General features: G+C 58.0%; 21 protein-coding genes and 3 tRNA genes. 9 read left to right on the forward strand and 15 right to left on the reverse strand.

The window, feature by feature from the left end:
• Positions 1–15: 15 nt before the first annotated feature.
• From ACWYRJ_RS08490 to mltB, 12 genes are all read right to left on the reverse strand, one after another.
• Positions 16–92, reverse strand: a tRNA-Arg gene (locus ACWYRJ_RS08490).
• A gap of 64 nt (positions 93–156) precedes the next feature.
• Positions 157–233 (reverse strand) — tRNA-Arg (locus tag ACWYRJ_RS08495).
• 4 nt (positions 234–237) lie between these two features.
• Positions 238–330, reverse strand: a tRNA-Ser gene (locus tag ACWYRJ_RS08500).
• A 342-nt stretch (positions 331–672) separates the two neighbouring features.
• Complete coding sequence (csrA, locus tag ACWYRJ_RS08505; protein WP_000906486.1) at positions 673–858, reverse strand: carbon storage regulator CsrA; 186 nt, start codon at positions 856–858, stop codon at positions 673–675.
• A 241-nt stretch (positions 859–1099) separates the two neighbouring features.
• On the reverse strand, positions 1100–3727 hold the full coding sequence (gene alaS / locus ACWYRJ_RS08510) for an alanine--tRNA ligase (protein WP_223580361.1): 2628 nt from the start codon (positions 3725–3727) through the stop codon (positions 1100–1102).
• A gap of 131 nt (positions 3728–3858) precedes the next feature.
• Positions 3859–4359, reverse strand: a complete 501-nt coding sequence (gene recX / locus ACWYRJ_RS08515; protein ID WP_111965498.1) for a recombination regulator RecX — start codon at positions 4357–4359, stop codon at positions 3859–3861.
• A gap of 69 nt (positions 4360–4428) precedes the next feature.
• Positions 4429–5487 carry a recombinase RecA gene (gene recA, locus ACWYRJ_RS08520; protein WP_024907698.1) on the reverse strand — a complete coding sequence of 353 codons (1059 nt, stop codon included), beginning with the start codon at positions 5485–5487 and terminating at the stop codon, positions 4429–4431.
• 89 nt (positions 5488–5576) lie between these two features.
• On the reverse strand, positions 5577–6074 hold the full coding sequence (gene pncC, locus ACWYRJ_RS08525) for a nicotinamide-nucleotide amidase (RefSeq protein WP_032643004.1): 498 nt from the start codon (positions 6072–6074) through the stop codon (positions 5577–5579).
• A gap of 129 nt (positions 6075–6203) precedes the next feature.
• Positions 6204–7082, reverse strand: coding sequence for a metal ABC transporter substrate-binding protein (locus ACWYRJ_RS08530; RefSeq protein WP_111965497.1), 879 nt, complete (start codon positions 7080–7082; stop codon positions 6204–6206).
• Between the two features lie 14 nt (positions 7083–7096).
• Complete coding sequence (locus ACWYRJ_RS08535) at positions 7097–7957, reverse strand: metal ABC transporter permease (protein ID WP_133295027.1); 861 nt, start codon at positions 7955–7957, stop codon at positions 7097–7099.
• Positions 7954–8607, reverse strand: a complete 654-nt coding sequence (locus tag ACWYRJ_RS08540) for a metal ABC transporter ATP-binding protein (RefSeq protein ID WP_455507726.1) — start codon at positions 8605–8607, stop codon at positions 7954–7956. The genes ACWYRJ_RS08535 and ACWYRJ_RS08540 overlap by 4 nt, the downstream gene beginning before the upstream one ends.
• A gap of 269 nt (positions 8608–8876) precedes the next feature.
• Positions 8877–9977 (reverse strand): lytic murein transglycosylase B, encoded by a 1101-nt coding sequence (mltB, locus tag ACWYRJ_RS08545; protein WP_455507727.1) that lies wholly within the window; start codon positions 9975–9977, stop codon positions 8877–8879.
• Positions 9978–10229: 252 nt separating this feature from the next.
• Here mltB and srlA point away from each other — a divergent pair, with 252 nt between their 5' ends.
• The 7 genes from srlA to gutQ all read left to right on the forward strand — a co-directional run bounded on the left by srlA (position 10230) and on the right by gutQ (position 15140).
• Positions 10230–10793 carry a PTS glucitol/sorbitol transporter subunit IIC gene (srlA, locus tag ACWYRJ_RS08550; RefSeq protein ID WP_003862164.1) on the forward strand — a complete coding sequence of 188 codons (564 nt, stop codon included), beginning with the start codon at positions 10230–10232 and terminating at the stop codon, positions 10791–10793.
• Positions 10790–11749, forward strand: a complete 960-nt coding sequence (gene srlE, locus ACWYRJ_RS08555; RefSeq protein WP_223580366.1) for a PTS glucitol/sorbitol transporter subunit IIB — start codon at positions 10790–10792, stop codon at positions 11747–11749. Before srlA ends, srlE begins: the two co-directional genes overlap by 4 nt.
• 12 nt (positions 11750–11761) lie before the next feature.
• A complete protein-coding gene (gene srlB, locus ACWYRJ_RS08560; protein WP_008499554.1) occupies positions 11762–12124 on the forward strand; it encodes a PTS glucitol/sorbitol transporter subunit IIA in 363 nt (120 codons plus the stop codon).
• Positions 12125–12138: 14 nt separating this feature from the next.
• The gene (gene srlD, locus ACWYRJ_RS08565; protein WP_111965493.1) at positions 12139–12918 is read left to right on the forward strand and encodes a sorbitol-6-phosphate dehydrogenase; all 780 of its coding nucleotides are present in this window, start codon (positions 12139–12141) and stop codon (positions 12916–12918) included.
• A 67-nt stretch (positions 12919–12985) separates the two neighbouring features.
• Positions 12986–13345: a transcriptional regulator GutM gene (gene gutM / locus ACWYRJ_RS08570; RefSeq protein WP_111965492.1), complete on the forward strand. Its 360-nt coding sequence runs from the start codon at positions 12986–12988 to the stop codon at positions 13343–13345.
• A 63-nt stretch (positions 13346–13408) separates the two neighbouring features.
• A complete protein-coding gene (srlR, locus tag ACWYRJ_RS08575; protein WP_115876141.1) occupies positions 13409–14182 on the forward strand; it encodes a glucitol operon DNA-binding transcriptional repressor SrlR in 774 nt (257 codons plus the stop codon).
• The gene (gene gutQ / locus ACWYRJ_RS08580; RefSeq protein WP_455507728.1) at positions 14175–15140 is read left to right on the forward strand and encodes an arabinose-5-phosphate isomerase GutQ; all 966 of its coding nucleotides are present in this window, start codon (positions 14175–14177) and stop codon (positions 15138–15140) included. Before srlR ends, gutQ begins: the two co-directional genes overlap by 8 nt.
• On the opposite strand, the gene norR is transcribed toward gutQ, so the two are convergent.
• On the reverse strand, positions 15137–16651 hold the full coding sequence (norR, locus tag ACWYRJ_RS08585) for a nitric oxide reductase transcriptional regulator NorR (protein WP_455507729.1): 1515 nt from the start codon (positions 16649–16651) through the stop codon (positions 15137–15139). The genes gutQ and norR overlap by 4 nt on opposite strands.
• Before the next feature lie 186 nt (positions 16652–16837).
• Here norR and norV point away from each other — a divergent pair, with 186 nt between their 5' ends.
• On the forward strand, positions 16838–18283 hold the full coding sequence (norV, locus tag ACWYRJ_RS08590; RefSeq protein ID WP_455507730.1) for an anaerobic nitric oxide reductase flavorubredoxin: 1446 nt from the start codon (positions 16838–16840) through the stop codon (positions 18281–18283).
• Positions 18280–19413, forward strand: coding sequence for an NADH:flavorubredoxin reductase NorW (norW, locus tag ACWYRJ_RS08595; RefSeq protein WP_455507731.1), 1134 nt, complete (start codon positions 18280–18282; stop codon positions 19411–19413). The genes norV and norW overlap by 4 nt, the downstream gene beginning before the upstream one ends.
• 452 nt (positions 19414–19865) lie before the next feature.
• Here the strand turns inward: norW and ACWYRJ_RS08600 are convergent, their stop codons facing one another.
• Together ACWYRJ_RS08600 and hypF are read right to left on the reverse strand one after the other, a co-directional pair.
• Positions 19866–20888, reverse strand: a complete 1023-nt coding sequence (locus ACWYRJ_RS08600; protein ID WP_149366666.1) for a HoxN/HupN/NixA family nickel/cobalt transporter — start codon at positions 20886–20888, stop codon at positions 19866–19868.
• The gene (gene hypF / locus ACWYRJ_RS08605; protein ID WP_455507732.1) at positions 20866–23106 is read right to left on the reverse strand and encodes a carbamoyltransferase HypF; all 2241 of its coding nucleotides are present in this window, start codon (positions 23104–23106) and stop codon (positions 20866–20868) included. The genes ACWYRJ_RS08600 and hypF overlap by 23 nt, the downstream gene beginning before the upstream one ends.
• Between the last annotated feature and the right edge of the window lie 5 nt (positions 23107–23111).

The following is a 23111-nucleotide window of genomic DNA, read 5'->3' on the forward strand; positions in this document are numbered from 1 at the left end:
ATATGAAGTAATAGATGGTGCATCCGGGAGGATTCGAACCTCCGACCGCTCGGTTCGTAGCCGAGTACTCTATCCAGCTGAGCTACGGATGCATCGGGATTTACTACTGTACTGCTCGATATTCATATCACTTCTAAAGCAATATGAAGTAATAGATGGTGCATCCGGGAGGATTCGAACCTCCGACCGCTCGGTTCGTAGCCGAGTACTCTATCCAGCTGAGCTACGGATGCAAAATGGCGGTGAGGCGGGGATTCGAACCCCGGATGCAGCTTTTGACCGCATACTCCCTTAGCAGGGGAGCGCCTTCAGCCTCTCGGCCACCTCACCACACAACGCCTCTTTCGAGTGCTTCGAGCAACTCGTTAAGAGCTTCTCGTCGCTGCGTGGCGCATATATTACTTTCTGGGACTTATAAGTCAAACAATTTTCCAAAAGCTTTTATCGTTTGCACAAATCACACGCAATTCGCATGTAAAAGCCGCAAAGAGGGTGTTTTATAAGCGGATTTTGCAGGCTTCTTCACAGAAAACCTATGCAGAAAAGGCGGAGATAGGACGAGTTAAGGGTTATGGAGCGGTTAAAAAGAGAGCGATTGAAATTAAACGGTAACTTTGAGCAGGAAAAATGACAGGAGGGTTGCGTCTCGCCCGACAGCGAGACGCGACAATATCAGTAACTGGACTGCTGGGATTTTTCAGCCTGGATACGCTGGTAGATCTCTTCACGGTGGACAGATACTTCTTTAGGAGCGTTAACACCAATACGTACCTGGTTACCCTTTACCCCTAAAACTGTCACGGTGACCTCATCCCCAATCATGAGGGTCTCACCAACTCGACGAGTCAGAATCAGCATTCTTTGCTCCTTGAAAGATTAAAAGAGTCGGGTCTCTTGTATCCCGGCATTATCCATCATATAACGCCAAAAAGTAAGCGATGACAAACACGTAAAGTGTAAGCAGTCACGGCATCACATTCTGTTAAACGTAAGTTTAGCCGATATACACAAACTCAACCTGACTTTATCGTTATCGATAGCACAGTGAACAAGACGCCATAACGTTACCGCTATGGCGTCTGCTTGTGCTTTGTAGTTATTACAGTTTCGCGCTTACCCAGCTTTCAACGCTGGCCAATGCCGCTGGAAGTGCCGCCGCATCCGTACCACCGGCTTGCGCCATGTCCGGACGACCGCCACCCTTGCCGCCCACCTGCTGAGCGACCATACCAATCAGTTCCCCTGCTTTTACGCGGTCGGTCACATCCTTAGAGACGCCCGCAATCAGAGAAACCTTACCTTCTGCCACTGTCGCCAGCACGATAACGGTAGAACCAAGCTGGTTCTTGAGATCGTCGACCATAGTACGCAGCATCTTAGGCTCAACGCCCGCCAGATCGCTGACCAGCAGTTTGACGCCCTTAATGTCTACAGCCTTGCTGGAGAGGTTTGCACTCTCCTGCGCCGCAGCCTGCTCTTTCAGCTGCTGCAGCTCTTTTTCCAGCTGACGCGTGCGATCCAGCGCAACGCGCACTTTCTCGCCCAGGTTCTGGCTATCGCCTTTCAGCAGCTGCGCGATATCGTGCAGCTGATCGCTCTGCGCATGCAGGCTGGCAATCGCACCTTCACCGGTCACCGCTTCAATACGACGCACACCTGCCGCCGTACCCGACTCGGAAACAATACGGAACAGGCCGATGTCACCGGTGCGCGAGGCGTGTGTACCACCGCACAGCTCGGTAGAGAAGTCGCCCATGCTCAGCACGCGAACACGTTCGTCGTATTTCTCACCAAACAGCGCCATCGCACCTTTTTTCTTCGCGTCCTCAAGATCCATGATATGAGTCTCGATTGGCAGGTTACGACGGATCTGCGCGTTTACCAGATCTTCCACCGCACGGATTTCAGATGGTTTCATCGCTTCAAAATGCGAGAAGTCGAAGCGCAGCACTTTGTCGTTAACCAGAGAACCTTTCTGTGCAACGTGGGTACCGAGCACATCGCGCAGGGCCGCGTGCATCAGGTGGGTTGCCGAGTGGTTCAGACGAATGCGCGCGCGGCGAGCTTCATCAACGTTAGCCTGGACGCCCTCGCCCACTTTCAGAGAACCGGAAACCAGCTTGCCCTGGTGACCAATCGCCTGACCGTATTTCTGGGTGTCGCTGACGCTGAAGCTGAAACCGTTGCCTTTCAGTTCGCCCTTATCGCCAACCTGACCGCCGGATTCGGCGTAGAATGGCGTTTTGTCCAGAATGACAACCGCATCCTGGCCCGCGCTGATGCTGTCCACGGCTTTGCCGTCAACAAACAGGGCGGTCACTTTGCCGGTCAGTTCCAGCGCCTCATAACCTTTGAATTCAGACGCGCTATCAACGCGGATCATCGCGTTGTAGTCTGCACCGAAACCGCTGGACTCACGCGCACGACGGCGCTGCTCTTCCATCGCGGCTTCGAAGCCCGCTTCGTCAACTTTGATGTTGCGCTCGCGGCAAACGTCCGCCGTCAGGTCAACCGGGAAGCCATAGGTATCGTACAGGCGGAAAGCTGTTTCGCCATCCAGCGTGTCGCCCTTGAGTTTCGCCAGCTCTTCGTCCAGCAGCGCCAAACCGCGCTCCAGAGTACGGGCAAACTGCTCTTCTTCGGTTTTCAGAACCTGCTCAACCTGCGCCTGCTGGCGTTTCAGCTCGTCACCGGCTGAACCCATCACGCCGATCAGTGGCCCAACGAGTTTGTAGAAGAAGGTGTCCTTCGCGCCCAGCATGTTGCCGTGACGAATAGCACGACGAATGATACGACGCAGCACGTAGCCACGGTTTTCATTCGACGGGATAACGCCGTCTGCAATCAGGAACGCGCAGGAACGAATGTGGTCCGCGATAACGCGCAGCGATTTGTTGTTCAGATCGGTCGCGCCGGTGACTTCGGCAACGGCTTTGATCAGGGTGCTGAACAGGTCAATCTCATAGTTGGAGTTAACGTGCTGCAGAACCGCGGCAATACGCTCCAGCCCCATACCGGTATCAACGGAAGGCTTCGGCAGCGGCTCCATCGTACCGTCGGCCTGACGGTTGAACTGCATGAAGACGATGTTCCAGATCTCAATGTAGCGATCGCCGTCTTCTTCCGGGCTTCCTGGAGGGCCACCCCAGATGTGGTCGCCGTGATCGTAGAAGATCTCGGTGCACGGACCGCAAGGACCGGTGTCACCCATCTGCCAGAAGTTGTCGGACGCGTAAGGCGCGCCTTTGTTATCGCCGATGCGAATAATACGCTCGCGCGGGATCCCGACTTCTTTTTCCCAGATTTCGTAGGCTTCGTCATCGGTTTCATAGACGGTAACCCACAGACGCTCTTTCGGCAGGTTGAACCAGTTTTCACCGGTCAGCAGTTCCCACGCATATTGAATGGCATCGTGTTTGAAGTAGTCGCCGAAGCTGAAGTTACCCAGCATTTCGAAGAAGGTGTGGTGACGCGCGGTGTAACCGACGTTTTCCAGGTCGTTGTGTTTACCGCCCGCACGCACGCAACGCTGTGAGGTTGTGGCGCGGGAATAATTACGCTTGTCGAGACCAAGGAACACATCCTTGAACTGGTTCATCCCGGCGTTGGTAAACAGCAGAGTCGGATCGTTGTTCGGTACCAGGGAGCTGCTGGCAACAACCTGGTGTCCCTTACTATGGAAAAAATCGAGAAACGCCTGACGGATCTCAGCGGTGCTCTTGCTCATAATTATCCTGAAATCAAGCTAACGAAATGTCGTAGCCAGCCTGTATCGGTAAACCGTTGGACAGACCAGCTACTGGAAAAAGTGGGAATAAGATAAGTTTTCTTTAGTGGGAAGTAAAATCCCGCATGCGTTCAATCGGCAAAATTACGCCAGATATCCTGAATATCTTCCATCAGAAAGCCGCGGTAGAGCAAAAAGCGCTGGATTTTGACTTTTTCTGAAAATTCACGCGGCAGCGGCTCGCCGTACTTGCGAATCGCCTGTTCTCTTGCCAGTTCGCACCAGTCAATATCGCATTCGCGCATCGCTTTTTCGATGGACTCCCTGGCTACCCCTTTCTGGTTTAGCTCCTGCCGGATGCGCGCGGGCCCGTATCCTTTACGGCCACGGCTGGCGAGAAACCGCGAGGCAAAACGCTCGTCATCAAGATAGCGATGCTCATAGCACCAGGCGATGACGCGGTCATAATCTTCCGCGGCGGCATCAATCTCTTCCGGGCCGTTTTTACTCATCACCGGCGCCGACAGTTTTCGCCGCAGCTCCTGTTCACTGTGGTCACGGACGGCCAGGATGCGCACCGCGCGATCAAGTAAGCGTGCATACGCGGGTCGACGTGTTGTCGGTTCACTCATAAAAAAACCTGCTGATTCAGAAATGCAAAAAGGGCCGCATCAGCAGCCCTTCATTGTTAAACGAGAGAATTAAAAGTCTTCGTTAGTTTCTTCAGCATCCGCGCTATCAACCGCGAAATCAGGCGTGGAGTCCTGGTTGTTCAGCAGAAGCTCACGCACTTTCTTCTCGATCTCTTTCGCCGCAGCCGGGTTCTCTTTCAGCCAGGAGATGGCATTCGCTTTACCCTGACCAATCTTGTCACCGTTGTAGCTGTACCAGGCGCCCGCTTTTTCAATCAGCTTCTCTTTCACGCCCAGGTCAACCAGCTCACCGAAGAAGTTAATACCTTCGCCGTAGAGGATCTGGAACTCAGCCTGCTTGAACGGCGCTGCGATTTTGTTCTTCACAACCTTGACGCGGGTTTCGCTACCGACGACGTTCTCCCCCTCTTTCACCGCGCCGATACGGCGGATATCCAGACGGACAGAGGCGTAGAATTTCAGGGCGTTCCCCCCGGTCGTGGTTTCCGGGTTACCGAACATCACGCCAATTTTCATACGGATCTGGTTGATGAAGATCAGCAGCGTGTTGGACTGCTTCAGGTTACCCGCCAGCTTACGCATCGCCTGACTCATCATACGAGCCGCAAGGCCCATATGAGAGTCGCCGATTTCGCCTTCGATTTCGGCTTTTGGCGTCAGTGCAGCAACGGAGTCGACCACGATAACGTCAACAGCACCAGAACGCGCCAGCGCGTCACAAATTTCCAGTGCCTGCTCACCGGTATCCGGCTGAGAACACAGCAGGTTGTCGATATCGACGCCCAGCTTACGGGCATACACAGGGTCCAGCGCGTGCTCGGCATCGATAAACGCACAGGTTTTACCTTCGCGCTGTGCCGCGGCAATGACCTGCAGCGTCAGGGTGGTTTTACCGGAGGACTCTGGCCCGTAGATTTCTACGATACGGCCCATAGGCAGGCCGCCAGCGCCCAGCGCGATATCCAGAGAAAGCGAACCGGTGGAGATAGTTTCCACATCCATGGAACGGTCTTCACCCAGGCGCATGATGGAGCCTTTACCGAATTGCTTTTCGATCTGGCCCAGTGCTGCCGCCAACGCTTTCTGTTTGTTTTCGTCGATAGCCATTATTACTCCTGTCATGCCGGGAGAAGCGACTGTGCTTCACCGTGGATTTCTGTTCTGTTGGTGCAATTATACTGTATAGTCATACAGTATCAAGTGTTTTGTAGAAATTGTTGCCAGAGCGTTTTTAACGCATATTCCGTTGCCTGACGACGCACGCTTTCGCGATCGCCGCTGAAGCACTCCCGGCGGGTGATGCCTTCGCCTTTAGAAGTAGCAAACCCAAACCAGACTGTGCCGACAGGCTTCACGTCGCTGCCGCCGTCCGGGCCCGCAATGCCGCTAATGGAAATTGCGTAATCTGCGCGCGCCTCTTTGAGCGCACCAATGGCCATCTCGATCACCACCGGTTCGCTGACCGCGCCATGCTGTTCAAGCGTGGATTCGCGCACGCCAATCATCTGTGCTTTAGCTTCGTTACTGTAGGTCACAAATCCGCGTTCAAACCAGGCGGAACTGCCGGCAATATCGGTAATCGCTTTCGCCACCCAGCCGCCGGTGCAGGATTCCGCGGTGGTGATTGTCGCGCCACGCTGCTTCAGCGCAAGGCCAACGATCTCGCTAAGCTGCATCAATTCATGGTCAGTCATTCTCGCTCCAGGCATCAGAAAAACGTGCTGCACAAGATAGCACTTTCTCGTCAGATGTGGGGATGCACTTCAGGTTTTACGAGGGGGCTTCAGAAAAAAGCCGGTACGGACGCACCGGCGATGGAATGGTTATTTCATGCTGTCGGCGAGAGTGTTCACATTGTGGCGAAATGCCTTAACATAGGTGTCTGCCACCCCGCCTTTTGCCGACAGCGCTTCCGGATACAGTTCGCCCCCCGGCTGTGCGCCCGTCGCCGACGCTATCTGCTTCACCAGACGCGGATCGAGCTGATTCTCCATAAACCAGGTTTTGACGCCGTCGGCTTTGATCTGATTGATAATCTCAGCAACCTGCGACGCGCTGGCCTCGCTCTCGGACGACAGTCCCTGAGGCGCCATAAACGTCACGCCGTAGGCGCGGCTGAAATAGCCGAATGCGTCATGGCTGGTCAACACGTTACGCTTCGCCTGCGGGATCTGGCTAAAGCGCGTTTTGGCCCAGCTATCCAGCTGGTTAAGCTGCGCGATATACGGTTTACCGGAGGCTTCCAGCGCGGCTTTGTCCTGCGGATCGGCTTTCACCAGCCCGTTCAGAATATTTTGTGCATACAGCGCCCCGTTCGCCGCGCTGTTCCACGCGTGCGGATCGGTCACGGTCTTTCCATCTTCCTCAAGCGTGTGAGTTTTCACCCCGGCTGAGGCGACGACCAGCTGTCCTTTGAAACCGGAGGCCTTCACCAGCCGATCGAGCCAGCCCTCCAGCCCCAGGCCGTTCACCACCACCACATCGGCCTTGCTCAGCGCCGCGCTGTCTTTCGGCGACGGTTCAAAGGTATGCGGATCGCCGTCCGGCCCCACCAGCGTCGTCACGTTCACATGGTCACCGCCCACCTCCTGCGTGATATCCCCCAATATCGAAAAGCTGGTGACCACATTCAGCGTTTTCGCCATCACGCCGTGCGACATCATCCCCAGCGCGAGCGCCACTACTAATCCTGTTCGTTTCATCGTTTCCCCTTGCGTTAAAAAAGCGCGCGCAGGCTGCCAGCGAGCCTGCTTCGCGTGCCCAGTAAAATGGAAATAAAGAACAGCGCGCTGGCGGTGAGCACGATGGATGGCCCGGCAGGCAAACTCATTGCCCAGGAGAGGCTCAGCCCCAGCCATGCGCAGAAAATACCGCTGATGCCCGCCATCAGGAGTAACGCAGGCAGCGTGCGCACCCAGCAGCGGGCCGCCACGGCTGGCAGCATCATCAGCCCGACGGCCATCAGCGTGCCGAGCACCTGAAAACCAGCCACCAGGTTAAGAACCAGCAGCGCCAGAAACAATCCGTGCAGCAGGCCGGGCAGCCAGCGGGCGTTCACCTGCAGCCAGGCGGTGTCAAACGCTTCGGTAACCAGTCCGCGATAGAACATCGCCAGCACGATAAGGGTGAACATGCACACGCCCGTGACAAACAGCGCGGCGTCGTTGTCCACGGCGAGGATGGAGCCAAACAGCAGATGCAGCAGATCGACATTCGATCCGCGCAGCGACACCAGCGTGACGCCCAACGCCAGTGAGCCAAGGTAAAACCCCGCGAAGCTGGCATCTTCCTTAAGCGGCGTGCGTCGGCTGACCAGACCGGCCAGCAGCGCCACGGTAATGCCCGCGATAAAACCGCCAATACTCATCGCCAGCAGCGACATGCCGCTGAGCAAGTATCCCACAGCGACGCCCGGCAAAATGGCGTGAGAAAGGGCGTCGCCCATCAGGCTCATCCGACGCAGCTGAAGAAACACGCCGAGCGCGGTGGTGCTGACCGAGAGCGCCAGGCAAACCACCAGGGCACGACGCATAAAGCCGTACTCAATAAACGGCTGAAAAAAGAGATGCCAGATCATGCCACCCTCACCCGCTCGGTTTTCCACTGGGGCACGTCAGCATCCAGCCGCAGCGTTTGCGGGAAATGGCGCGACACGCGCTCGCTGTCGTGCAGTACCGCGAGCAGCGTTTGCCCCTGCATATACATCTCCAGCATCACGTCCATCAGCACGTTGCAGGTGGCTTCATCGACGCCGGTAAAGGGCTCATCCAGCATCACCAGCGGCGCCTGCTGTACCAGAACGCGGGCAAACAACATGCGCTGGAACTGCCCGCCGGAGAGCTCATCGATGGTGGATAAGGCCATGGTTTCCAGTCCGACGCGCTCAAGCGCGCTGGCAATACGCAACCGCGTTTCGCGACGAAACCCGGAAAGCAGCGAAATGCCCGGCCAGCAGCCCATGCTGACGACATCGCGCACGGTCAGCGGAAACTGCGCCTCCAGCGCGTGACGCTGTGCCAGCCATCCGATTACCGGGCGCTTCCCCTGCCAGCGAAAGCCGCCGCTGACGGGAGGAATAAACCCCGCCAGCGTTTTCAGCAGCGTGGATTTCCCGCAGCCGTTAGCGCCGATAATGGCGGTCATGCTTCCGCGCTCAATCGTGCCCGAAAGGGGCCGCGTAATGGGCTGGCGTTCATAACCCGCGACCAGTTCATTCATCACAATCATGGCAATGCCACCGCCCAGCGCACGGCCAGCCCAATAAAGACAACCAGCACCAGCGCCAGCAAAAGCCGAACCGGAGCAGACAGAGAGAAAAGGGACGTTGACATCTCGACACCAAATTAAACGTTATAACATAACAATAATAAAAGGTAGTTAAGATGTAAATGGCGGGTTTGCAGAGGGAGTGTGGCGAAATGTTTCTGCGGGAAATAGATGCGCGCGGATGCCCTCACCCCAGCCCTCTCCCACAGGGAGAGGGGGAATAAGGTGACTTACTGACTAAACGGTGACGCCGCCGGCACGCGGGCCTGCGATACCGACAGCCCCAGCTGCCATACGGCCATCGCATAGTGGGTGCTGTGGTTATAGCGGGTAATGGTGTAGAAATTCGGCAGACCGTACCAGTACTGATAGCCCGTCCCGACATCCAGACGCAGCAGACTCACCTGATCGACATTGCCCAGCGGCTGGGTTGGCGTTAAGCCTGCCGCCGTCAGCTGTGCAACGCTGTATTTGGTTTTAAAGCCGTTTTCCAGCCCAAACGCCTCGCCGTTCGCCTGCACCGCAACTTGCCCGCCCGGCACCCAGCCGTGCGCTTTGAAGTAGTTCGCCACGCTGCCGATGGCATCCACCGGATCCCACAGGTTGATATGGCCATCTCCGTTAAAGTCGACGGCATACTGTTTATAGGACGACGGCATAAACTGGCCGTAGCCCATCGCGCCGGCAAACGACCCTTTCAGATCGAGCGGATCGTCCTGTTCGTTGCGCGCCATCAGCAGGAAGGTTTCCAGCTCGGAAGAGAAATACTCCGCGCGGCGCGGGTAGTTAAAGGAGAGCGTCGCCAGCGCATCCAGGATGCGGGTTTTGCCCATCACGCGGCCCCAGCGGGTTTCCACGCCGATAATCCCGACGATGATTTCAGGCGGTACGCCGTACACCTGCCACGCGCGGTTGAGCGCCTCTTCATACTGATTCCAGAACGCCACGCCGTTTTGCACGTTGTCCGGAGTAATAAACTGCTTGCGATAGCGCAGCCACGCGCCGTTCGGCCCGCTCGGCACCTGGGCCGTCGGCGCCTGTCTGTCCATCAGACGCAGCACGTAGTCCAGACGCTTCGCCTGAGACAAAATTTCGTGCAGCTGCTGTCTGTCAAAGCCGTGTTTGCTCACCATTTTATCGATGAACTGCTCGGCCGCCGGGTTATTCGCGAAGTCGCCCCCCATCTGCATCATATTGTGCTGCGGCTCCAGCAGGAAGCCTCCGGAAGGCGCGCCCGCCGTTTGCTGAACGGCTTCGGTCTTAGGTTTGCTACTACAGGCAGACAGCAGAATAAGCGCAGGCAACAGCGCTGCATAACGACGCTTGAACATGAGACATCCATTTAACGGGTTCGATAAGAACCCAGTATGGTAAAGCATGCGCAACACCTCAAGGAAGCGGTACGCACCTTCCCTACGCAAATCCGCGCCTTTTTCCATCGAAAATCATTATCCCAACCAATAAACTTTCAAAATAATCCGTTTTTCTTTCATTGTGAGATCTAACTAACACTTTAAAACCTTTCAAAGTGATTATTATTAGCCCAGCCAGACAAAAACAAAAAAGCCTCACAGGAGAGAAGAATGATAGAAACCATCACCCACGGCGCCGAGTGGTTCATCGGGCTATTTCAAAAAGGCGGAGAAGTGTTCACCGGCATGGTGACCGGGATCCTGCCCCTGCTGATCAGCCTGCTGGTGATCATGAACGCGCTGATCAACTTTATCGGGCAGCAGCGCATTGAACGCTTCGCCCAGCGCTGCGCCGGAAACCCGCTGTCCCGCTACCTGATACTGCCCTTTATCGGCACCTTCGTGTTCTGCAACCCGATGACCTTAAGCCTCGGCCGCTTTATGCCGGAAAAGTACAAGCCGAGCTACTACGCCGCCGCTTCCTACAGCTGCCATTCCATGAACGGCCTGTTCCCGCACATCAACCCCGGCGAGCTGTTCGTTTATCTCGGGATCGCCAGCGGCCTTACTACGCTTGGCCTGCCGCTCGGCCCGCTGGCGGTGAGCTACCTGCTGGTCGGTCTGGTGACCAACTTCTTCCGCGGCTGGGTGACCGACCTCACCACCGCTATTTTCGAGAAAAAAATGGGCATCCAGCTTGAACAGAAGGTCCATCTTTCAGGAGCCACAGCATGAACCGGATCCGCATTGACAAAGGCACGGGCGGCTGGGGCGGCCCGCTGGAGTTCGACGCCACCAAAGGTAAAAAGATCGTCTACATCACCGCGGGTACCCGCCCGGCGATCGTCGACAGGCTGCGCGAGCTGACCGGCTGGGAAGCGGTCGACGGCTTCAAGGAAGGCGAGCCGCCGGAAGCGGAAATCGGCGTGGCGGTGATCGACTGCGGCGGCACGCTGCGCTGCGGTATCTATCCGAAGCGCCGTATTCCGACGGTAAATATTCACTCCACCGGTAAATCCGGCCCGCTGGCGCAGTACATCCTTGAAGACATTTATGTCTCGGGCGTAAAGGAGGACAACATTACTCTGGTGAATGGCACTGCCGCGCCGCAAAAAGCGGCCCCGCGCGAGTACGACACCAGCAAGAAGATCACCGAGCAGAGCGACGGCCTGCTGGCGAAGGTCGGGATGGGCATGGGTTCCGCCGTGGCGGTGCTTTTCCAGTCCGGGCGCGACACCATCGACACGGTGCTGAAAACCATTCTGCCGTTTATGGCGTTCGTCTCGGCGCTGATCGGCATCATCATGGCCTCCGGCCTGGGCGACTGGATTGCCCACGGCCTCGCCCCGCTCGCCAGCCACCCGCTCGGGCTGGTGACGCTGGCGCTGATCTGCTCCTTCCCGCTGCTGTCGCCGTTCCTCGGCCCGGGCGCGGTGATCGCTCAGGTCATCGGCGTGCTGATTGGCGTGCAGATTGGTCTGGGGAACATTCCCCCGCACCTCGCCCTGCCTGCCCTGTTTGCCATTAACGCCCAGGCGGCGTGCGACTTCATCCCCGTTGGGCTGTCGCTGGCCGAAGCGCGCCAGGACACCGTGCGCGTGGGCGTGCCGTCCGTGCTGGTGAGCCGCTTCCTGACGGGCGCCCCGACGGTGCTGATTGCCTGGTTTGTTTCCGGCTTTATTTATCAATAAGAGGTTCCTGCAATGACCGTGATTTACCAAACCACCATTACCCGCATCGGCCAGAGCGCGGCCGACGCGCTGAGCGACCAGATGCTGATCACCTTTCGCGAAGGGGCGCCTGCGGATATCGAAGAGTTTTGTTTTATCCACTGCCACGGCGAACTGAACGGTGAGCTGAAGGCCGGTAGCCAGCTTGAGCTGGGCGAGGCGCGCTATGCCGTGACCGCCGTCGGCGATGTGGCCGAACAAAACCTGCGCGAGCTGGGCCACATCACCCTGCGTTTCGACGGCCAGCCGCAGGCCGAGTATCCCGGTACGGTTCACGTGGCGGGCCCGGTTCCGCAGGCTGTCACCCCAGGCTGCACGTTAAAATTTGTTGCGTAATTAAGGAGATAGACATGAGTCAGGTTGCCGTTGTCATTGGTGGAGGACAAACCTTAGGCGAGTTCCTCTGCCGTGGGCTTGCCGCAGAGGGCTACCGCGTGGCGGTAGTGGATATTCAGAGTGAAAAAGCCGCCCGCGTGGCGGACACCATTAACACCGGGTTTGGCGAAGGAATGGCGTACGGGTTTGGCGCCGACGCCACCAGCGAGCAGAGCGTGATGGCGCTGGCCCGCGGCGTGGACGAGATTTTTGGGCGTACCGATCTGCTGGTCTACAGCGCGGGAATTGCGAAAGCGGCCTTTATCAGCGATTTCGAACTGGGGGATTTTGACCGCTCGCTGCAGGTCAATCTGGTGGGCTATTTCCTCTGTGCCCGTGAGTTTTCCCGTCTGATGATTCGCGACGGCATTCAGGGACGCATTATTCAGATCAACTCCAAATCAGGAAAAGTGGGCAGCAAGCACAACTCCGGCTACAGCGCGGCGAAGTTTGGCGGCGTGGGACTGACGCAGTCTCTGGCGCTGGATCTGGCCGAGTACGGCATTACCGTACATTCGCTGATGCTGGGTAACCTGCTGAAATCGCCGATGTTCCAGTCCCTGCTGCCGCAGTATGCCACCAAGCTCGGCATCAAGGCTGAGGAAGTGGAGCAGTACTACATCGATAAAGTGCCGCTGAAGCGCGGGTGCGATTATCAGGACGTGCTGAACATGCTGCTGTTTTACGCCAGCCCGAAAGCCTCGTACTGCACCGGGCAGTCGATTAACGTCACCGGCGGGCAGGTAATGTTCTGATCGAGCGGCCTGATGCCCTCACCCTAACCCTCTCCCACCGGGAGAGGGTACACAATAAGGAGCCGATATGGTCACCGCACTCATCACCGTCGCCGCCCTCGCCTGGCTCTGCCAGATGGCGTTCGGCGGCTGGCAAATTTACCAGTTTAACCGCGCGTTTGATGCACTGTGCCAGAAAGGCCGCGTGGGCGTCGGGCGTTCCGGCGGACGCTTTAAACCGCGAGTCGTCGTGGCTATTGCGCTGGACGAAAACAATAACGTCTGCGATTCCCTCATCATGCGCGGCATGACCGTCTTTGCCCGTCCGGTGAAAATCCAGGCAATCAACGGCATTTCGCTGCAGGAATTGCAGCCTGATGTGATCTTTCCCCATGATCCACTCTGTCAGAATGCACTATCATTAGCGCTTAATCTGAAACATGGATAATTTCGTTGTGAAAGATATAGACTTGCGAAATTATCATTTCGCAACCTAAGGAACGAAGCGCCTATGAAACCTCGTCAGCGGCAGGCGGCCATTCTCGAGCATCTGCAAAAGCAGGGAAAATGTTCGGTAGAAGATCTGGCCCACTACTTTGACACCACCGGCACGACGATACGCAAGGATCTTGTATTGCTCGAAAACTCTGGCGCCGTCATTCGAACCTACGGCGGCGTGGTGCTCAATAAAGACGAAGCCGACCCGCCTATCGACCACAAAACGCTGATCAATACCCACCAGAAAGCGATGATTGCCGAAGCCGCCGTAAAATTTATCCACGATGGCGACTCCATCATTCTGGATGCCGGCAGTACCGTCCTGCAGATGATCCCGCTGCTCAGCCGCTTTAACAACATCACGGTGATGACCAACAGCCTGCACATCGTCAACGCCCTGTCGGAGTTCGACAGCGAGCAGACCATCCTGATGCCCGGCGGCACCTTCCGCAAAAAATCGGCGTCGTTTCACGGTCAGCTGGCGGAAAATGCCTTCGACCACTTCAGCTTTGATAAGCTGTTCATGGGCACCGACGGCATCGACCTGAATGCGGGCGTTACGACGTTCAACGAGGTATTCAGCGTTAGTAAAGCCATGTGCAACGCCGCGCGGGAAGTGATTCTGATGGCGGACTCGTCGAAGTTTGGCCGCAAAAGCCCCAACATTGTCTGTAGCCTTGAAAGCGTCGATAAGCTGATTACCGACGCGGGTATCGACCCGGCGTTCAAAAAAGCGCTGGAAGAGAAAGGAATCGACGTGATCGTAACCGGAGAGAGAGATGAGTGATTTTCTGTTAGAAACGGGCCGCCAGACGCTGATGCTGGAGCTGCAGGAAGCCAGCCGCCTGTCGGAACGTCTGGGCGAGGATTTTGTCCGCGCCGCCAACACCATTATCCACTGCGAAGGCAAAGTGATCGTGGCGGGCATCGGTAAATCCGGCCATATCGGCAAAAAGATTGCCGCGACGCTCGCCAGCACCGGCACCCCGGCCTTCTTCGTGCATCCGGCAGAGGCGCTGCACGGCGATCTGGGGATGATAGAAAGCCGCGACGTGATGCTGTTTATCTCCTACTCCGGTTCGGCCAAAGAGCTGGATCTCATTATTCCGCGCCTGCAGGAAAAATCGGTTGCCCTGCTGGCGATGACCGGGAAATCCCGCTCGCCGCTAGCGCTGGCCGCCAAAGCGACGCTGGATATTTCCGTTGAGCGTGAAGCCTGTCCGATGCACCTCGCTCCGACCTCCAGCACCGTGAATACCCTGATGATGGGCGACGCGCTGGCAATGGCGGTGATGCAGGCGCGCGGCTTTAACGAAGAAGATTTCGCTCGCTCGCATCCGGCAGGTGCGCTCGGGGCACGCCTGCTCAACAAGGTTCACCACCTGATGCGCACCGACGATGCTATTCCGCAGGTCAAACTCAATACCAGCGTCATGGACGCGATGCTGGAGCTCAGCCGCACCGGTCTGGGGCTGGTGGCGGTGTGCGATGACGACGGGTACGTCAAAGGCGTATTCACCGACGGCGACCTGCGCCGCTGGCTGGTGGGCGGCGGCAGGCTGGAAACCCAAGTGTCGGACGCCATGACCAAAGGGGGGCTGACGCTGAACGCCGAGAGCCGCGCCATTGAAGCCAAAGAGGTGCTGATGAAGCGCAAAATCACCGCCGCACCGGTGGTGGATGACACCGGCAGGCTGTGCGGCGCCATCAACCTTCAGGATTTCTATCAGGCCGGCATTATCTAACCCTTCAGTCCCAGACGCTTCGCCAGCCGGTGCAGGTTGGCGACGTCCATCTCCAGCGCCCGCGCGCACGCCGCCCAGCTGCGGTTATTCTGCTCCAGCGCGCGGGTAATCATCCGACGCTGGAATTCTTCCGTAGCCTCGCGCAGATTCTCGTTTGCGCTCTCAGGTGCGGCAGCCTTCACGGTCGGGGCAGTTTCCTCATGCAGTGCAAAATGCCGCGCATGAATTACCACCTCATCTCCCGAACGCGTCGCCCTCGCCAGCACCACCGCGCGGTGAATCGCGTGCTCCAGCTCGCGCACGTTGCCCGGCCAGCCGTAGCTCAGCAGATACGCCCTCGCACCCGGGCTCAGCACCACGCGGGAAAGCCCCATCCTGAGACGGCACTGTTCGCAGAAATAGCCCGCCAGCAGCACCACGTCGTCCCCGCGCTCGCGCAGCGGCGGCACGGTAAGCGGGAACACGCTCAGGCGATGAAACAGATCGGCGCGGAACTGCCCGGCCAGCACCGCCTCACGCAGGTCGCGGTTGGTGGCCGCCAGCACGCGAACGTCCACTCTGTGGCTGCGGTCATCCCCCACGCGCTGGATGTCGCCGTACTGCAGCACGCGCAGCAGCTTGGCCTGCAGCGACAGGGAGAGCTCGCCGATTTCGTCCAGAAACAGCGTGCCGTTATCGGCCATTTCGAACTTGCCGCTGCGGTTGCTGATGGCCCCGGTAAACGCCCCTTTAACGTGACCAAACAGCTCGCTTTCCGCCACGCTTTCCGGCAGCGCGGCGCAGTTGAGGTACACCAGCGGGTTCACCGCGCGCGGCGACGCTTCGTGAATGGACTTCGCCACCAGCTCCTTGCCAGTGCCGGTCTCCCCGAAGATCAGCACGTTCAAATCGGAAGCGGCAACGATCTCAATCTCTTTTTTGAGCTGCGCCATGCCCGGAGAGAGGCCAATCATCTCCGTATGCGTGACCTGCTCAAACGCCGCCGGGCTGCCGGGAAGGATATTCTGGCTCTCAAGCTGTTCAATCAGCAGCGCGTTGTTAAGCGCCCCGGCGGCCAGGGCGGCAATCAGGCGCAGCTCTTCGTCGCTAAAGGCATCGAACTGGTCCGGCGAAAGGCCGTCGAGGGTCAACGCGCCAATCAGATTTTGTCCGGCAAATAAAGGCAGGCCGATACAGGCGTGCACCTTCAGGCTCTCCTGGCCGGGAATAAGCCCATCGTACGGGTCGGGCAGATCGCTGTCCGCCGGAAAGCGCACCACGTCACCCGCGCGGGCGATAGTTTCCAGACGCGGATGGCCCTCAAGGGTAAAACGCCGTCCGAGCACGTCCTTCGCCAGCCCGTCGATAGCCAGCGGAATAAACTGCCGCCCCTCGTAGCGCAGCAGTGCGGACGCATCGCACTCAAGCACGTGGCGCAGCGTGGAGATCAGCCGCTGAAAGCGGTCCTGATGGCCGATACCGGTCTGCAGCTCAATGGCGATCTTCGCCAGCACGTCTACGGAAAAGCTCATAGTGACCTCGCTGTCATTTTGACAATTAATATTGTCATATTGACAATATATTTGATAGTCATAATGACTACCCACTGCGAGGCATGACAACATTAACTCATTAAAATCAAATAATTAAAAACTGGCACGCAACTTGATATAAGCAAATCATCTTATTTGAAAATGCTGTATTACGTAGAGGTTGCTATGTCTATTCTGGTTAAAAATAACATTCATTGGGTGGGTCAACGTGACTGGGAAGTGCGCGATTTCCACGGGACGGAATACAAAACGCTGCGCGGCAGCAGCTACAATAGCTATCTCATCCGCGAAGAAAAAAACGTGCTGATCGATACCGTCGATCACAAGTTCAGCCGCGAGTTCGTGCAGAACCTGCGCAGCGAAATCGACCTGGACGCCATCGACTACATCATCATCAACCACGCGGAAGAAGATCACGCCGGCGCGCTGACCGAGCTGATGTCTTACATCCCGAACACGCCGATCTACTGCACCAGCAACGCCATCGACTCGCTCAACGGCCACCACCACCATCCGGAGTGGAATTTCCACACCGTGAAAACCGGCGACGCGCTGGATATCGGCAACGGCAAGCAGCTGATCTTCGTGGAAACGCCGATGCTGCACTGGCCGGACAGCATGATGACCTACATGACCGGCGACGCGGTGCTGTTCAGCAACGATGCCTTCGGCCAGCACTACTGCGACGAACGCCTGTTTAATGACGAAGTGGATCAGACCGAACTGTTCGAACAGTGCCAGCGGTACTACGCCAACATCCTTACCCCGTTCAGCCGCCTGGTGACGCCTAAAATCACCGAGATCCTCGGCTTTAATCTGCCGGTGGAGATGATTGCTACCTCTCACGGCGTGGTGTGGCGTGAAAATCCCACCCAGATTGTGGAGCTGTACCTGAAATGGGCGGCGGACTATCAGGAAGACCGCATTACGATTTTCTACGACACCATGTCCAACAACACCCGCATGATGGCGGACGCCATTGCCCAGGGCATCAACGAAGTGGACCCGAACGTGGCGGTGAAAATCTTCAACGTGGCGCGCAGCGATAAGAACGAGGTATTGACCAACGTGTTCCGCTCTAAGGGCGTGCTGGTGGGCACCTCCACCATGAACAACGTAATGATGCCGAAAATTGCCGGTCTGGTGGAAGAGATGACCGGCCTGCGCTTCCGTAACAAGCGCGCCAGCGCCTTTGGCTCCCATGGCTGGAGCGGCGGCGCGGTAGACCGCCTTTCCACCCGTTTACAGGATGCCGGTTTTGAGATGTCCCTCAGCCTTAAAGCCAAATGGCGACCGGATATCGACGCCCTGGAGATCTGCCGCCAGCACGGCCGCGACATTGCGCGGCAGTGGGCGCTTGCACCGCTTCCGCAAGCAGCGAAACCGGTCGAACAGCAGGGCACCTGTGCCTGCGCCGCTGCGGCTGCCGCCGACCTCGGCCCGCGCATGCAGTGCAGCGTCTGCCAGTGGATCTACGACCCTGAGCTGGGCGAGCCGCTGCAGGATGTCGCGCCGGGTACGCCGTGGAGTGACGTGCCGGACAACTTCCTCTGCCCGGAATGTTCCCTCGGGAAAGACGTTTTTGACGAACTGGCAACGGAGGCAAAATGAGCCACGGCATCGTCATCATCGGCTCGGGCTTTGCCGCCCGTCAGCTGGTGAAAAACATCCGCAAACAGGACGCCAGCGTGTCGCTGACGGTGATTGCCGCCGACAGCATGGACGAGTACAACAAGCCTGACTTAAGCCACGTGATTAGTCAGAATCAGCGCGCCGAAGATCTCACCCGCCAGACGGCGGGGGAGTTCGCCGAGCTGTTTAACCTGCGCCTGTTCCCGTACACCTGGGTCACCGACATCGACGCCGCCGCTCACGTTGTGAAAGCGACAGAGAAAACCTGGCAGTACGACAGGCTGGTGCTTGCCACGGGTGCCTCTGCGTTTGTGCCGCCGATTGAGGGCCGCGAGCTGATAATCACCCTCAATAGCCAGCAGGAGTATCAGGCCAGCGAAACGGGGCTTCGCGACGCGCAGCGCGTGATGATTGTCGGCGGCGGGCTGATAGGCACCGAGCTGGCGATGGATTTCTGCCGGGCGGGCAAATCCGTCACCCTGGTCGACCATGCGGCGAGCATTCTGTCGTCGCTGATGCCCGCAGAAGTAAGCAGTCGCTTACAGCATCATCTGACCGACATGGGGGTACATCTGCTGTTGAAATCGCAGCTGCAAAGCCTGAGTAAAACCGAAGGCGGCATTCGTGCCGTGCTCGACCGCAACCGCAGCGTTGAGGTGGATGCGGTTATCGCGGCGACGGGCCTGCGCCCGGAAACCGCGCTGGCGCATCGCGCAGGCGCCGAAATACAGCGTGGCGTGAAGGTAAATAGCTATCTGCAAACCACGCAACCTGATATTTACGCGTTAGGAGACTGCGCTGAAATTAATGGTCAGGTACTTCCCTTTTTACAGCCAATCCAATTAAGCGCGATGTATCTTGCTAAAAACCTGCTCGGCGGCAGCGCGCCGCTGAAATTACCCGCCATGCTAATTAAAGTAAAAACGCCGGAATTACCGCTGCATCTCGCAGGTGAAACGCAGCGTCAGGATCTGAACTGGAAAATAACCCTCGAACAGCAGGGAATGGTCGCGCATGGCGTAGACAACGAGGATCAACTACGCGCTTTTGTGGTCAGTGAAGATCGGATGAAGGAGGCTTTCGCTCTGCTGAAATTGCTACCTGCTTAACCCTCTTTTTGCCGGGTGGCGCTTCGCCTACCCGGCCTGCAAAAGGGTCATGCTTACTTAACCTTTGGATATTATTATTATTCACCGCCCCGATATCCCGGAGCTTTTTTTTACGAATCCTATTCATAAAATAAATGCAAAGCAGATATATCATCGCTATCAATCCCTTATTTATTATTTTCGTAAATACTTTAATATGGAAAAGCTTAAAAACATCATCTCGATTTATTATTGACGCCCGCCCCAGCCTGAAAAGATATGAGCAGCCGGAGGTAAATCATGGCGAATTTTTATAAATAACTCAATTATCTTTCTCGCTATTTCACACAAGCGAAGAATGCGGAATATATTTTATTCCGCAAAAGTCCTATATTTTCAGCATTTTTTATCGGTATGCCGCTATGCGCCAGCCATTGAGGAAGTCGCGGAGGTTACGCTGTGCAGGAGCCGGATCAGGAACGCACCACCAGCGCGTCGTAGCCGCGCCAGCGGTAGTTGACCATGGAGATCAGCCAGCAGGAAACGAACAGCCCGACCACCACAAACCCGGCGTTGCCCAGGTTGTCGTTTACCGTGCCAATCAGATCCCACACGCCGCCGCTGAGGGCAAATTTGTCCATCAGCAGACCCAGCGCTTCCAGCCCGCCGATAAACAGCGCCACCACCACGGAGGTGCTGGTGATAGTCATGTTGTAGTAGAGCTTGCGCTGCGGCTTGTTAAAGGCCCAGCCGTAGGCGCCGACCATCAGCAGATTATCGAGGGTATCCACCAGCGCCATGCCGCTGGCGAAGAGCGCCGGGAAGATCATGATTGACCACACCGACATCCCGCTGGAGGCGCTGGCGGCAGAGATCCCCAGCACGCCAATCTCGGTGGCCGTGTCAAAACCGAGGCCAAACAGGAAACCCACCAGATACATCTGCCAGCTTTTATTGACGAGGCGGAAGGTTTTGCCAAACAGCCAGTTCATGACGCCGCCCTGGGCAGGCAGCGTGATGTCGCCCTGCACCGGCTGGCCTTTTTTCAGCGCCTGAAAACTGCGCCAGACTCCGCGCAGGATCACCATGTTCACCAGCGCCATCGCCAGCAGGAAGGAGGCGGAAACGGCGGTGCCAATCAGGCTGCCGGTTTCGTGGAACCATTCCATGTTTTTCTGAAACGCCGTCGCGGTCGCGGCGATAGCAATGGAGGCCAGCACCACGATGGTGGAGTGTCCCAGCGAGAACCACGCCCCTACGCCGGACGGGCGTTTGCCCTGCTGCATCATCTTACGCGTCACGGTATCAATGGCGGCAATGTGGTCGGCGTCCACCGCGTGACGCAGCCCGTAGCACCACGCCAGCAGGCTGGCGGCCATCAGCGCCGTGCTGCCGCTAAAGGTCTGCCATGCCCATCCCCAGGCCAGCAGGTTTGCCATTACCAGAGCCAGCAGCAGAAGCGCGGCACGAGGTTCATTGCGTAACAGTCGTAACATTTTTAGTCCTTTGTAAACATGACCGGGCAGCGGCGACCACCGCCTGCCCGAAGGAGATCGCTCCGTCACCTGCGGGCAGGCGCGAAGGAAAAAGAAGCGTAAAGTCAGAAAGATAATGACGCAGGCGCGCGCGCAGCAGACGGTTGTGCAGCACGCCGCCGCTGAGACAGATTGTCGACAGCGACAGGCGTCGGGCATGGAACGCGGCAAGATGCGCCAGCCCTTTTGCCAGCGCGTCGTGAAACGCCCACGCGCGCTCGCAGGGATCCGCCTGCCAGCTCAGCCACTGCTGCCAGAATTGCGCGAGGTTATCCGCGTCCAGCGTTACCGGATGGTCGACACCCGAGCACTGCGAGGCCAGGGCTTCCAGCCGGCAGGCCGCTTCCCCTTCGTAACGCTGCGTGTCGATGCCGAGCGCACAGGCAACCGCGTCAAACAGGCGACCACAGGAAGAAGCTCGCGGCGCGTTGATGCCACGCCGGATCGCCGTCGCCAGCAGCGGCCAGTTCTGGCGCTGTACCGCACGCGTTTCAGGGTACTGCTGCCAGTCAGGCACAAACGCCAGGCAGTGGGCGAGTAAATTGCGCCACGGCTGCCGCGCCGCCAGATCGCCCCCCGGAAGCGCAACGGCAGGCAGCCCGCCCAGACGCTCACACGCGAGATAGTTCACCCGCAGGCACTCCCCGCCCCACAGCGCGCCGTTCTCACCCATGCCGATCCCGTCCAGCGTCAGGGCAATTGCGTCTTCGCCGTCGAGTGGCCAGCCGTTCTCCGCCAGGCACGCAGCCGCGTGGGCGTGATGATGCAGGACAGTTTCAACGGGCAGCCCTTGCACCTGCGCCCACTGACGCACGCGGTACCCCGGATGGGCATCGCATACAATGCGTTCCGGCTGAAAGCTGTAAATTTCCTGCATCGTCGAGAGCGCGCTGCGCCACTGCGCTTCGACACCCTCGTCACCGAGATCGCCAAAATGCTGGCTCAGCACCGCCTGGTTCCCACGCGCCAGGCAGAAGGTGTTTTTCATCTCCGCGCCGGTGCATAGCATGGCGGGAATATTCTCGAAACCCGCAGGCAACGTGATGGCATCGGGCACAAAACCGCGCGCCCGGCGCAGCATCGCCCCGTCTCGATCCATCACCGAATCATCCATCCGCTGCAGGATATCGCGGTTATGCAGCAGGAAACCGTCCGCGATGCCGCTGAGCTCCTCCAGCGCCTGCCGGCTGGTGATGGCTGGCGGTCTGCCGCTGAGGTTACCTGAAGTCATCACCAGCGGGCGCTGGCAGTCCATCATCAAAAGATGCTGCAGCGGGTTCGCAGGAAGCATGATGCCCACGGAATCCAGACCGGGCGCGATACCTTCCGGGAACGCGGGCAGCCAGGCTTTTGGCGTGAGCACAATGGGTGCGGCGGGTGATCGTAGCAGCGCCTGAACCGTCTCCGGCAGGTCATCCGCATGCGGGATCATCACCGCCAGCGGCTTCGACGGGCGCTGTTTGCGTGACCGCAATTTCACTATCGCCTGTGGGTTTTGCGCATCGCAGACGAGGTGAAAGCCGCCCAGCCCTTTGACGGCGACAATACCGCCGCTTTTCAGCATCGCCACCGCCGCGCGCAGCGCAGCCTCGCGCTCAGCAGTTATGTCGCCCGCACGCCACATAAGCGCGGGCCCGCAGTCCGGGCAGGCTACCGGCTGAGCGTGAAAACGGCGGTCGGCAGGATTGCGGTACTCTGCTTCACACGGCACACAGAGCGGGAACGGTGCCATTGCCGTGGCCGGGCGGTCGTAGGGCATCGCGCGGATAATGGTAAACCGCGGCCCGCAGTGCGTGCAGTTGATGAACGGATAGCGATAGCGGCGCTCGCCGGGGTCGCGCATTTCAGCCAGGCACGCCGGACAGGTCGCGGCGTCGGGGACGATCTGCGTGTCCATCGCCCCGCCCGCGCTGTGGCGGATGCTGAAGTCCTCCGGCACGTGCGCCCAGGTAAACGGCTGCGTTTCCACGTGGTCAATGCGTGCCAGCGGCGGGCAGTCCTGATGCAGCCTCGCGGTAAAGGCCCCCCCATTACCCGCGAGGCGCACCAGCACGCCCTCTCCGTCATTGCAGACGTCACCGGTCAACTGAAGCGCCTGCGCCAGCTGCCAGACGAAGGGACGAAACCCTACGCCCTGCACTTTGCCGCGCACGCGCAGCTGAACGCCGTTGCTGCTCATACGGT

It is taken from the genome of Enterobacter sp., assembly GCF_977039595.1.